This is a genomic window from Campylobacter portucalensis (assembly GCF_009690845.1).
GTDB classification, from domain to species: domain Bacteria; phylum Campylobacterota; class Campylobacteria; order Campylobacterales; family Campylobacteraceae; genus Campylobacter_B; species Campylobacter_B portucalensis.
This window is the reverse complement of sequence record NZ_VWSJ01000008.1, coordinates 60,520-73,558: the sequence shown is the minus strand read 5'-3', so window position 1 is coordinate 73,558 and position 13,039 is coordinate 60,520. Positions and strand designations below refer to the sequence as shown.

Annotated in this window: 12 protein-coding genes; 5 read left to right on the top strand and 7 right to left on the bottom strand. The window is 25.7% G+C overall.

What is annotated here, in order from left to right; genetic code table 11:
• Positions 1 to 207: 207 nt before the first annotated feature.
• From F1B92_RS03550 to F1B92_RS03525, 6 genes are all read right to left on the bottom strand, one after another.
• Positions 208 to 453 carry a hypothetical protein gene (locus F1B92_RS03550; RefSeq protein ID WP_154570536.1) on the bottom strand — a complete coding sequence of 82 codons (246 nt, stop codon included), beginning with the start codon at positions 451 to 453 and terminating at the stop codon, positions 208 to 210.
• Positions 454 to 2,460: 2,007 nt separating this feature from the next.
• Positions 2,461 to 4,284 (bottom strand): heavy metal translocating P-type ATPase, encoded by a 1,824-nt coding sequence (locus F1B92_RS03545; RefSeq protein ID WP_154570535.1) that lies wholly within the window; start codon positions 4,282 to 4,284, stop codon positions 2,461 to 2,463.
• Between the two features lies 1 nt (position 4,285).
• A complete protein-coding gene (locus F1B92_RS03540) occupies positions 4,286 to 4,507 on the bottom strand; it encodes a cation transporter (RefSeq protein ID WP_154570534.1) in 222 nt (73 codons plus the stop codon).
• Positions 4,508 to 4,509: 2 nt separating this feature from the next.
• Entirely contained in the window at positions 4,510 to 4,863 is a 354-nt protein-coding gene (locus tag F1B92_RS03535) for an ArsR/SmtB family transcription factor (protein WP_154570533.1), read from the bottom strand.
• Positions 4,864 to 5,291: 428 nt separating this feature from the next.
• Positions 5,292 to 6,023 (bottom strand): class I SAM-dependent methyltransferase, encoded by a 732-nt coding sequence (locus tag F1B92_RS03530; protein ID WP_154570532.1) that lies wholly within the window; start codon positions 6,021 to 6,023, stop codon positions 5,292 to 5,294.
• Positions 6,007 to 6,360 (bottom strand): Fur family transcriptional regulator, encoded by a 354-nt coding sequence (locus F1B92_RS03525; RefSeq protein WP_154570531.1) that lies wholly within the window; start codon positions 6,358 to 6,360, stop codon positions 6,007 to 6,009. Before F1B92_RS03525 ends, F1B92_RS03530 begins: the two co-directional genes overlap by 17 nt.
• A 155-nt stretch (positions 6,361 to 6,515) precedes the next feature.
• Here F1B92_RS03525 and F1B92_RS03520 point away from each other — a divergent pair, with 155 nt between their 5' ends.
• Genes F1B92_RS03520 through F1B92_RS03500 form a run of 5 tightly spaced genes read left to right on the top strand, consistent with a single transcriptional unit; the run spans position 6,516 to position 12,105 of the window.
• Entirely contained in the window at positions 6,516 to 7,556 is a 1,041-nt protein-coding gene (locus tag F1B92_RS03520; protein WP_407643626.1) for a metal ABC transporter solute-binding protein, Zn/Mn family, read from the top strand.
• On the top strand, positions 7,553 to 9,037 hold the full coding sequence (locus F1B92_RS03515; protein ID WP_154570529.1) for a HoxN/HupN/NixA family nickel/cobalt transporter: 1,485 nt from the start codon (positions 7,553 to 7,555) through the stop codon (positions 9,035 to 9,037). The genes F1B92_RS03520 and F1B92_RS03515 overlap by 4 nt, the downstream gene beginning before the upstream one ends.
• Positions 9,034 to 9,783 (top strand): metal ABC transporter ATP-binding protein, encoded by a 750-nt coding sequence (locus F1B92_RS03510; RefSeq protein WP_154570528.1) that lies wholly within the window; start codon positions 9,034 to 9,036, stop codon positions 9,781 to 9,783. The genes F1B92_RS03515 and F1B92_RS03510 overlap by 4 nt, the downstream gene beginning before the upstream one ends.
• A complete protein-coding gene (locus F1B92_RS03505; protein ID WP_154570527.1) occupies positions 9,768 to 10,577 on the top strand; it encodes a metal ABC transporter permease in 810 nt (269 codons plus the stop codon). Before F1B92_RS03510 ends, F1B92_RS03505 begins: the two co-directional genes overlap by 16 nt.
• 10 nt (positions 10,578 to 10,587) lie before the next feature.
• Positions 10,588 to 12,105 (top strand): phosphoethanolamine transferase, encoded by a 1,518-nt coding sequence (locus F1B92_RS03500; protein WP_154570526.1) that lies wholly within the window; start codon positions 10,588 to 10,590, stop codon positions 12,103 to 12,105.
• Here the strand turns inward: F1B92_RS03500 and F1B92_RS03495 are convergent.
• Positions 12,102 to 13,007, bottom strand: a complete 906-nt coding sequence (locus F1B92_RS03495; RefSeq protein WP_154570525.1) for a DMT family transporter — start codon at positions 13,005 to 13,007, stop codon at positions 12,102 to 12,104. The genes F1B92_RS03500 and F1B92_RS03495 overlap by 4 nt on opposite strands.
• Positions 13,008 to 13,039: the final 32 nt, after the last annotated feature.

Below are 13,039 nucleotides of genomic sequence, written 5' to 3'. Positions count from 1 at the left end.
AGATGGTTAATAAGACATTTTTGGCAAAATTTGTCCCTTAATAAAACTTAATGTCACTTAATAAGCCAATAACTCCCATTTTACCGCATTTTTGATTAATAGACACGCAAAAAAAAGCAATTTTTTAGAAATGAAACTTAAAATTTAAACTTAAACGGATTAAGTGACATTTTTTTTAAGTTATTTTTTATTTTTTTATCAACAAAACTAAATTTTTTTGTGATTTTGAATTTCATCATTTTTAATAAAATATCTCATTAAATTTATTTTTAAAAAATATTTTATCTTTTTATCATTTTTATACAAAAACGCCAAATTTTTACTATCATATGATCTTGATAAATTTAGGGGGCGGTTTTGAATGTGAAAAATTGCATTTAAAATGGGAATTTTAACTATTAAACTTAAGATAATTGTTTGGAAATTTCCAATTTTATTTAAAAAAATTATCATTTTAAAATCAAAATGACAATTTGCAATTCAAACAAATGAAGCTTTGATTAATGATGAAATATTAAATGTTTAAAAACAAAAAGATGATCCAAAATATATTCATGATATTGATGATGTTTTATTGGCGATTGAAAAAATAAAATCAAGTCTAAATTTTACCACAATGATTGTTGTAAGCAGTCATAATATAGATAAATTAAAAGAAATTTATAAATTTATAAAAGCCTAAATCCAAATTTTGTTAATTATATCTTACTATAATTTAGACGATTTTGGACAATTTGGAATAACACCCTTACAATACACTAAATTTATGGCTAAAATATTTAAAATTTTAAATATCAAAAACTAGCAATTGATCCATTAATTAGCATAATTGCTAGCCTAATTAGGTCTAATGTAAATTGGTGTGAATATAGTAAATTACTACAATTTTTACAAATGGGTATTTATGGCTTTGCGGTACATTTAAACAAGATACTATGAAAAATGAGGCTTTTTAGGAAATATTTTTATATTTCAAATGAAGATATAAAATATATTTTTGAAAAACCAACTCATATTGTATGTATAAAAATATAAAAAACTATTAAGTAGCCGTGATAAATGTAGTATAAATAAATATTGTAATGGCGGATGTATTCATTAAGATACGAATTTAAATCAAAATCTAAATTTATATTTAAAATAACATATGGCTATAATAATAACTGTGAATATTGTTTTTCAAAAGATTACAAAAATGAAAAAATGGAGTTAGATTATCTACTAAATTTTGTAAAAATATATATAAACATGTTGTAAAATGCTTGTAATATCTGGTAGCAAACCCGTTAAAACCTAAATTAATTATTGAAATAATTCAAGTAGCATTAAATTTGAGGTATGAAAAATTTATTATTCAGACAAATGGAAGTGAATAAAAAAAGGGGCTCGCTGTTTTTTTAAATGAAACCAAAATATGAGTGTATCATTTAGTATTTTTGGAGCAAATAATAAAACTCACGATAGAGGGTTTTTTATGAATTAATGAATGCCATAAAAACAGTTAGTAAAAATTGTAAAATTTTTACTAACAATGTCGTATCAAAATCAAAATATAAAAGAACTTGATAAAAAGTTGATTTAATATTCCTTACAATCCTAAAATAATGCACTCACTTAAAAAACTACAAAGTTATGTAGGCTTAATAGATGCCATAAATGCTATAAAGAATTTATAAAAAAATAGTAAGCTTAAACATTTTACGAATCAAAGGATTTGCACCTTGCTTATTAAGATGTGTAGGTTAAAATTACTTACCACAAAAAATAGACCTATATAATGGCAATATTATTAGATTAAATCAAATATGAGATTTAGGGCTAATTTTTGTAAAAAATGTATATTTAATGAAATTTGTCATGGTATTTAGATTAAAACAAAAGATGAATTTTTTGCTAAAAATTATCAGAATTTTGATAAAAATTTGAAAATTTTAGATGTAGGATGTGATTGGTCTAATAGGAATATTTTTAGCTGATAATTTAATACAGAAGTTGTTGGTATAAATATCGATAAAATAGCTTGTTAGTTTTACGAAAAAATATTAGCAAATATAAAGTAAATATGAGTTTAAAAACTTAAATTTTTTAAATTATAAAGATATAATTTTGATTTAATAATCTCCAACCAATCACTAATTTTAGCAATACAAATAACATAATAATATATAGACGAAAATGAAAAAGATTTTTTATAATGCACAGTTAAAAAGGTTATTATAATATCTTGTGATAAAGATTTCAATACAAAAGATTTGTTTTAATAAGATAATTAAATATGGTTTTTATAGTAAATTTAAAATTATCTAATTCTTTAGGACTTGATAAAGACGCAAATAGTATATTTTGTGATAGAAAATTTATATTGGTTTTTAATTTAATTTGCATCTGTTTTAGAATTTTGTAAGATAAATTCAAAATATTTCATTTTATTTATTTTTAAAGATACTATTGCAATTATACTTAAATTTTACTAGCATACCTAAAAACTCTTAGTGAATTTAGTATCGCTAAAAATGTTACTCCCACATCAGCAAAAATCGCAAGCCAAATATTTGCCAAACCAAAAACTGCTAAAATCATTACAAAAATTTTGATACTTATGGCAAAGATTATATTTTGATAGGCTATACTTATAGTTTTTTTAGAAATTTTAATGGCTAATTTGATTTTAGAGATATTGTTATCCATTAAAACTATATCGCCTGCTTCCATAGCTGCATCTGTTCCAAGCATAGCGATGCCAACGTCTGCTCTAACTAAAACAGGAGCGTCATTTATGCCATCGCCGATATAGGCAAGAGTGCTATTTTTAGGTTTTTTATTTATCAAATTTTCCAACTTTTCTACCTTATTTGCAGGAAGAAGTTCAGCATAATACTCTTTTATTCCTAAGTTGTGAGCTAAATTAAAAGCAACACTGTTTTTATCTCCTGTAAGCATAGCTGTTTTTATGCCATTATTTTTAAGCCAAGAGATTAAATTTACTACACCATCTCTTAGCTCATCTTTAAAAGTAATATAGCCTGCAAATTTTGAGTCAATCACTATAAAAGAAGCAGTTTCGTCTAAATTTGGCAATGTAAAGTCTTTTAGAAGTTTTGGATTTCCAATTAAAATTTCTTTACCACCTACCATTGCTTTTATTCCTTGACCTGGAATTTCTTCTAAATTTGTAATTAAATTTTCATCTAAATTTTGATTAAAAGCTTTAATAATGGACTTTGCAATAGGATGAGAGCTGTAAATTTGAGTATGAGCTGCGTATTTTAAAAGTTCATCTTTTGTAATAAAACTCTCATTTACAATCTTATCAACTTTAAATTCTCCTTTTGTAAGTGTTCCAGTTTTATCAAATGCAAAAACTTTAACTCTTGCAAGGACTTCTAAAAAGTTACTTCCCTTAACTAAAACCCCTCTTTTGCTAGCACCTCCGATCCCTCCAAAAAAGCTAAGTGGAACTGAGACAACCAAAGCACAAGGACAAGATACAACTAAAAATATTAAAGCTTTATAAAGCCAGTCTTTAAAATCTCCAACAAAAATTGGAGGCAAAATAGCCATAAATATAGCCAGACTAACTACAATGGGAGTGTAAATTTTAGCAAACTTGGTAATGAATTTCTCAGATGATGACTTTTTAGCAGTTGCATCTTCAACGAGTTCTAAGATTTTATTAACAGTTGAGTTTTTAAATTCACTTTTTACTTTGACTTCTAAAAGCCCGCTGATATTAACAACTCCACTTAAAATTTCATCTTTTGTTTTTACTTCTAAAGGTAAAGATTCACCCGTTAAAGCAGAAGTATTTATGGTAGAATTTCCACTTATAATTACTCCATCAAGTGGAACTTTTTCACCAGGCTTTATGATTATAATATCATCAATTTTGACTGAATTTGGATCAACTTTTATAGTTTTATCACCTTTTTTTATATTTGCATAATCAGGTGTTAAGTTCATAATTTCTTTTATAGATTTTCGTGAGTTATTTACCGAGTAGTTTTCAAATACTTCGCCAACTCTATAAAAAAGTATAATGGCTACAGCTTCAAGATGCTCTCCGATCAAAAATGCACAAATTGATGATATGCTCATCAAAAAGTTTTCATCCAAAAATCCACCAACCCTAAGGCTTTTATAAGCTTTATGTATGATTTCATATCCGACTATTAAATATGCTATGATTAAAAATATTATTTTAAATTCATATATAAAAAATGATATTACGATAAAAAATAAAGATAGTAGAATTTGAATTATATCTTTTTTAATATTTTGATTCATTTTAAATCTCTATTTTGGTGTATGGTTCTATTTTAGTTATGATGGCTTGAGCTTTTTTTAGAATTTGACTTTCTTTAGTTTCATCAAATTCTATACTCATTTTAGTGGTAAAAAAGTTTATACTAACTTCACTAACTCCGTCAATTTTTGAAATTTTATCCTCCATTTTAGCAGCACAATTTGCACAACCTAAATTTTTTAAAATATATCTTTTTTTAATCATAACTAACTCCTGCTTATGTGAATTAAACCTTGTTTTAAAATAAAGCTAATATGCTCATCAATTAGTGAATAATACACAACCTTACCATCGCGGCGATTTTTGACAAATTTGTTTTGCTTTAAGGTGCGAAGCTGGTGAGAGATGCTTGATCCACTCATATTTAATAACGCTGCTATATCGCAAACACACATCTCGCTTTCATATAAAGCCCATAAAATTTTAACTCTCGTGCTATCGCTAAAAACTTTAAAAAAATCAGCTAAATTGCTAAGTTCTATTTCATCAGGCATTTTTTTAGCAACTTCTTTAACTATATCTTCGTGGATTAAATTTACGCTACAAATTTCATCTGACATCCAAATTTCCTTTTTAAAATTTATAAAGATTTGATATATGAACATATATTCATACTTAGAAGTATATACAATTTAAGCTTAAATTTAAATAAATAAAAAATATAATTTAATTAAAGCCAAACTAATCTAAGCTCTAACAAATGAGTTTTAAGCTATCGATACAACTATTAAAACAAGTATATCATCCTTTTTGATTTTAAAAACTAAATTTACTAATGATAAAAATAACATCAATAATATAAAATTTCTGGGACTATTAAAAGTTAAAATTAAGTAATTTTAAATATAAAAAAGAGAGAATTTATAGTATCTAAAAGAGTATAAGTTTTGATATTTAATAAAGATGAAAAATAAATTGACTTTGTTAAATTTAGCCCTATTTTTCATCAAAAAAATAAATAATTTTATATTTATATATGAAAAATCATTTAAAAAACTAAAACTCTCATTTTTGATTGTAACACATCTTCAATAACTCCATTTTTGGCTAAATTTTTTGTCATCTCAAAAACTTCTTTTTCATTAAATTTAAGCCCATTTATACGCAAATGCCAAAGTATATTTTCATAAGATTTTTCTATATTTCTATGGCTAGTTCTAACCTCATTTAAAATTTCAGTTTGATAAGAAATTTTATTTTTATTTAAAAATTCCATTAAATTTTTAATTGTAAGATTTAAAGTATTTCTTCCAAATTTAGCAAAAAATGGCTCTAAAAGAGAAGAATTTCTTGGTTTTTCCCAGTTTAAATATACTCTTAAATCTGCTAAATTTATAAATTTTTGAAAATCTTTTTCATTTTTTATAGCTGGACTCATAGTTAAAAACGCTATATCAAATTTATCTTTTATCTGCAATTCATCAAAACTGCTTAAGATAGTAGAGATATTTTTTATTTCAAACTCATCTTTTTTTTGATTTAACTCATCAATCATACCAATAGAGTTATCAACACCAACTACATTTTTACAAAATTTAGCCAAATAAAGCGTATATAAGCCTGTTCCGCAACCAATGTCAATTAAATTTTTATTTCTAAAATCAACACCAAATTTATCTAAAATTTCAAAAAATTTTATTTGAAAATCGCTTAATTTTCCATCAAATTTAGCATAACTTTTTGACTTTTCATCCCATAAATTTTTACTTGCTACATTCATCACAAGTTCCTTTAACAACTACACTTTTTACACTTTTTAAATTTAAATTTGGCATAGAGATTTCTTCTATTTTTTTACACCTATCGCAAATAAAATAAGCCTTTGCATGATTTGTTAATTCATAAAATTTCTTACCATTATTTTCGCTAGAAATCAATATCTCTTTATCTTCAAAAAGTTTTAAATTTCTATAAATCGTTGTTTTATTGACGTTTAATTTTTTAGCTAAATCATCATAACTAATAGGAGTGTGACTCTTATTTAAAAGATTAATTAATTCTTTTCTAAGGGTTGTTATTTTAATGCCATTTTGAAATAAAAATTTATCTATATTCATAAAAAATCCTTGCGTTATAATACCAAAATTTTTATAAAAATTGTAAATTTTATAAAAATTTATTTTCTATTAAATTACAACTAAGTTGCTTTTGATATACTCTATCATAAATTTTTTAAGGAGTAATTAATATGAAAAAATCACTTTTGTTAGCTATGTGTTTGTGCGGTGCATTATATGCAAAACCGCTTGTTACCACTACAATTTTACCTACAAAATATTTTGTAGAGCAAATTTCTGGAGATACTTTAGATGTTGTGGCTTTGGTTGAAAAAGGGGCTGATCCTCACACTTATGAACCTAAACCATCTCAAATGAAAAGCGTCGAAAAAAGCCAACTTCATTTTGAAGTGGGTATGGAATTCGATGAAATGTGGCTTCCAAGACTTCAAAAACAATTTCCAAATTTAGAAATAGTTCAAACTCAAAACGGTATAGAAAAAATAGCCATGGCTCCACATCATCATTCACACGATCATCATCACGGACAATGTCCTCATCATCACGATGAAGATCATATGCACAATGATGGAGTTGAAGCTATGAATGATGACAATGATCACGATCACAAAGAATGCAGTCATCATCACGATCACGGACATCATCACCATCATGGAGATATGGCTCATCATACGCATGATATGGCTCACCATATGCACAATCATCACCACGGACAATGTCCTCATCATCACGGACATCATCATTCAGGACTTGATCCGCACATTTGGACAGATCCTATTTTAGTGAAAATTCAAGCTAAAAACATAAAAGACGCTTTAGTTAAAAAATTTCCAACAAATAAAGAAAAATACGAAAAAAACTATGCTAAATTTATAAAAGTTTTAGATGATTTTGATCAGCAAACATCCAAAAAATTAAGTAATCTAAAAAACAATAAATTTATCGTATATCATCCATCTTGGGGATATTTTGCAAAAAGATATAATTTAGTTCAAATTCCAATCGAAGTCGAAGGAAAAGAGCCAAAACCAGCTGATTTAAAAGAATTGATAGAAGAAGCAAAAGAAGAGGATATAAAAGTGATTTTTGTAGCTCCGCAATTTTCTAAAAAATCAGCAAAAATCATCGCAAAAGAAAGTGGTGCAAAGGTTGTAGAGATAGATCAATTACCAGAAAATTGGTTAAAAGAGATGAAAAAAACGGTTGATATTTTTGCAAAAGCTCTAAATAAATGAAATTTCTTTTTTCGATTTTAATGCTTGTGTTTTTTAATACACAAGCATTTTCTTGTGCATTATGTGCTTTAATGACACCGACTGCACATATTTTTTTGAATTTTAAAACACAAAATTCTGCACTTACAAAGATAGAAGTTTCTTGGTATTTTTCAGATAACTTTACAAATTTAACAAAGCAAGGTTATGATTTTAACTCAAATTCAAAATTAGAACCAGATGAATTAAAAGAGATATCTTTTGCAATGTTATCTTATGTGAAAGATAAAAATTTTTTAATGAATTTTGAGTATTATGATATGCCAGATGGAGATGCTTTGAATATAGAAGGAAATTTTACAAATCCTCAAATTTTGATTGAAAATTCAAAACTCGTGTTTAAATTTGAGCAAAATTTAAATATCAAACTTCAAGAAAATAGAGTTTTTAAAATAATAGCTAATGATGAAAATAAGTATTTTAACTTCACCTTTTTAAATGCAGATTCTATAGAGCTAAATTCAAACTTATACGCCACTTTTAACTCAAATTTAAATGCAACTTTTGCCTCAATACAAAGCGGAAAAATTCCAAAAACAAAACAAAAAAGTCTATCAACATTACTTGATGAAAGTGATATAGATAAAATTGATAAGCCTGGATTTTTTGAAAAAAATGCTATCAACTCACTTGAAAATTTAAAAGCTTTATTTGTTAGTTTAAATGATTTAAATTTTGCTGTGATTTGTAGTATAATTTTTATATCGTTTTTATATGGTTTTTTTCACGCCGCAGGTCCTGGACATGCTAAAATTTTAACTACAAGTTATTTTATGGCAAATGGTGGAAGTTATTTAAAAAGTTTTTTATTCTCCCTTAAAATCGGCTTTTTTCATATATTGGGTGCATTTTTGTTAGTAGTTGTTAGTATGTTTGTTATAGATATAGTTGCAAATAGTCTAAATAATGAAACAATAATCTTAACTACAAAAATTTCAGCTATTTTGATAATTTTGATAGCTCTTTTTATGCTTATAACAAAAATCAAAAATTTATCAAATAAATATGAAAATAGTTGTGGCTGTAAATTTTGTAACACACCGCCAATTAAAGATCAAAAAAGTGCTATTTTTATAAACAATATAAGTTTTAAAAAAAATAATTTTATTAAATTTAAACAAAACTCAACTAAAACATCATCAAAAAATGAGTGGCTTATAGCTTTTAGTTCTGCTATAATACCCTGTCCTGGAACGATTTTGGTATTTTTACTAGCTTTTAATGTAAAAAGCTATTTTAGTGCATTTTTAAGTGCATTTTTTATGGGCTTAGGTATGGCAAGCGTTATTTTTATCGCTGCTATTTTTGGAACAAGCATTAATAAATTTACAAATTCAAAGCTGGCTAGCTTAAAAATTTATGTTGAGTTTTTAGGTCTTGGAATTATGATAATTTTAGGCGTTTTTATGTATGTTATTTCGGATAAATTGGGTATTTTATGATAGAAGTTATAAATTTAAATTTTGGTTATGATGAAAATTTAGTTTTAGAGGATATAAATTTTAATTACAAAAGTAGCGATTTTTTATGCGTGATTGGTCCAAATGGAGGTGGTAAAAGTACTTTTTTAAAACTCCTTTTAGGGCTTTTAAATCCAAAAAATGGAACTATTTTACTAGATGGAAAAACGCCTAAAGAATTTTGCAAAAATGTAGGCTACGTCCCGCAACACATCCCTATAAATAGCACTTTTCCACTTAGTGTATTGGAAGTAGTTTTGATGGGTAGGATAGATCAAAAACGTTTTGGTTTTTATTCTAAATTTGATAAAGAAAAAGCTCTAAAAGCTCTTAAAATAGTAGGTATGGGCGATTTTAGTAAAAGAAGAATTAGCCTTTTAAGCGGAGGACAAAGACAAAGAGTTTATATAGCTCGTGCTATTTGTAGTGATGCAAAAATACTATTTTTAGACGAACCAACTGCAAGCATTGACGCAAGAGGACAGGTTGAAATTTATGAAATTTTAAAAAATATAAATCAAAGCGGTAAAGGTATTTTGATGATAAGTCATGATTTAAATATAGCTATAAATTATGCTTCAAAAGTAGCATATATTAATAAAAATTTAGTAATGCACGAAATAGATCAAGGGAAAAAAGATAATTTTTTAGCTCATTTAGAAAATTCGCATGGGCATTTTTGTGATGTTGAGTTGATTTTAAAGGAGTGTTCATGCAAGAAATTTTAAGTTTAACTTTTATGCAAAATGCTTTTTTAGGTGGTATTTTAGTAAGCATTGCATGTGGCATTGTGGGCTCACTTGTTGTTATAAATAAAATGACTTTTATAGCTGGAGGGATATCTCATGGTGCTTATGGCGGAATTGGGATAGCGTTTTTTTGTGGTTTTATGCCAATTATTGGAGCTAGTTTTTTTGCTGTAATACTAGCTTTAGCAGTAGCTTGTATGAGTTTAAAAGATAAAGAAAGATTTGATTCTATTATCGGTGCTATTTGGGCTTTTGGAATGGCTCTTGGTATTATTTTAATAGATCTCACACCTGGATATAATGTCGATTTAATGGGCTATTTATTTGGATCAATATTAACAATCGATAAATCAACTTTAATTTTTATAAGTTTAGTAAATTTAATAATTTTATTTTTTGTAATATGTTTTTATAGGCAGTTTTGTGCCATTAGTTTTGATATAGAATTTGCAAAATTAAGAGGCGTTAATACTACATTTTTTTACTATATTTTAGTTGCTTTAATGGCACTTTGTGTTGTGGCTACTATACAAGTTGTTGGGCTTATTTTAGTAATTGCTTTAATGACAATACCACCATATATAGCTGAAAATTTCTCAAAAAAATTAGGTCAAATGATGATAATCTCTGCTATAATCTCATCACTATTTTGCATTTTAGGTTTAATAATAAGCTATAAATTTAATCTAACAAGTGGGGCAAGCATTATAATGGTAGCATCTGCTATATTTTTTTTAGTAGCTATAATAAAAAATTATATAAAATTTAATTAAAGGATATTTTATGAAAATTTCTTGGGGTAAATTTTTAATCCTAAATTCTTTGTTTATAACTATTTTAAACTACAACTTTTTTAGTTATATATTTAATCACAGTAACAATTTATTTATAAATTTAAGCATATGTGTTATATATTTTTCAATCATAAGTGCTATTTTTTCTTTATTATTAATCCCTTATATTTCAAAATTTATAAGTATTTTATTTGTGATTATAACTTGTATTAGTAGCTATTTTATGTATAAATATGGAGTTGTTATAGATAGTGAAATGATTAGAAACACTATAGAAACAGATACAAAAGAAGCATTTAGTTATATAAATTTAAGTTTTATTTTTTATATTTTATTTTTTGGAATTTTACCTACTTTTTTTGTATATTTTGCAAAAATTGACTACATAAATTTTAAAAAACATATAATTTTTAAATTTATATATTTTATCTGTTTTTTAGGCATAGCTTTTGCAATTTTCTTACCACAAACAAAAACTTTAATTCCGTTTTTTAGAGAGCATTCATATATAAGAATGCTAAATTTACCATTTTATCCGATATATTCTGCGATTAAATTTACAAAACAAAAATATTATAAAAAAGCCTTTACTCAAATTTCACTAGATGCAAATTTAACACAAAGCGATGAAAACAAACTTATGATATTAGTTGTAGGTGAAACAGCAAGAGCTAAAAACTACTCTCTTGGAGGTTATTTAGTAAATGATACAAATTTTTATACAAAAAATATAGAAAATTTAGTCTATTTTCCAGACACTTACTCATGTGGAACATCTACTGCAATATCTTTACCGTGTATGTTTTCAAAATCTACAAGAGATGAATTTAAAAAAGATGAATTTAGTGAAAATGTTTTGGACGTTTTAAAAAGAGTTGGGGTTAATGTATCTTGGTTTGGGAATAATTCTGGAGGATGTAAAGGTGTTTGCGATAGATTAAATGATCCTAAAATTTATAATTTAGAATTTGATGGACAGATGTTTGATGATATAGATAAAAAAATGCAAAATTTATCACAAAATGAGCTAATTGTAGTGCATTTACAAGGATCGCACGGACCAACATATTATCAAAGATATCCAAAAGAATTTAAAAAATTTACACCTACTTGCGATACAAGCGATTTAGCAACTTGTTCTTTTGAAAGTATTAATAACACATATGATAATAGCTTGCTTTATACTGATTTTTTAATAAATGAACTTATCAATAAACTTATAAATGCAAGCTATGCTAATACAAAAAGCGTTTTAATATATCTTTCTGATCACGGTGAAAGCTTGGGTGAAAATGGTATTTATTTGCACGGTGCTCCCTATTTTATAGCACCTAATGAACAAAAACACATTCCTATGATAATTTATTCAAATAATGATGAAATTTATAAAAATTTATTAAATAAAGTCTCAAAAACACACTCTCAAGATGAAATTTTTAGTTCTCTTTTAGGGTTTTTTAATGTAAAAACTAAAGATTATACGCCTAGTTTAGACATTTTTAACTAAATTTTTCTTGTAAATTTGCGTATGAATTTAATTAAATTTAACTCACTCATTAAAATGGCAAAAATTATCAAAACAGAGCCTAGAATTTGAGTTAAATTTAAATTTTCGCCGCCGATAAAATATCCTATAAATCCTGCAGCAACTGGCTCAAGAGTTAAAATTAATGAAGTTTGTGTAGGATTTAGATAAATTTGAGCTTTTGTTTGTACAAAAAATGCAACAACAGTAGCAAAAAATGATGTAAAGATTATAATATATACAAAATTTAAACTAAGCCAAATTTCAAAACCACCAATTAAATTAAAAGCTCCATTTGTAGGTTCTGCAAAAAATAAAGCATAAATAAAACAAAATAAACTCATTGTAAAAAATTGAGAAATTAAAAGCGGTAAAATATCTGTTTTTTTAGCAAATTTACCAGTAAATATAACATGAAATGCATAAGCAAAAGCAGAAATTAAAGATAAAAACTCACCAAATCCTATACTAAAACCTTTAGCTCCACTAAGCAAAAAAAGACCAAAAAATGCAAAAATAGCACTTAAAATAGAGTTTAAATTTAAAAATGTTTTAAAAAGTAAAAAAGGCACTATTACGACATTTAATCCTATAATAAAAGCAACAGTTGAACTAAAAGTATAATTTAAAGCATATGTTTGAAATATAAAATCAAAAAACATAAAAATTCCTAAAATTGCACCAAATTTTATGGAATTTTTATCAAATTTTGCTCTAAATTTTAGTGCAAAAATCAAAAGCAAACTTCCTGCGATCAAAAATCTAAAAAATAAAAAACTAGGAACATTTATATATTTTAACATTTTTTGAATTGGCAAAAATGTAGCACCCCAACTCATTGCAACGATAATAAGAGAAAATTTAGCAACTAAAATTTTTGACATTTCATACCTTTTTTTGAAAAAAATGATTATAC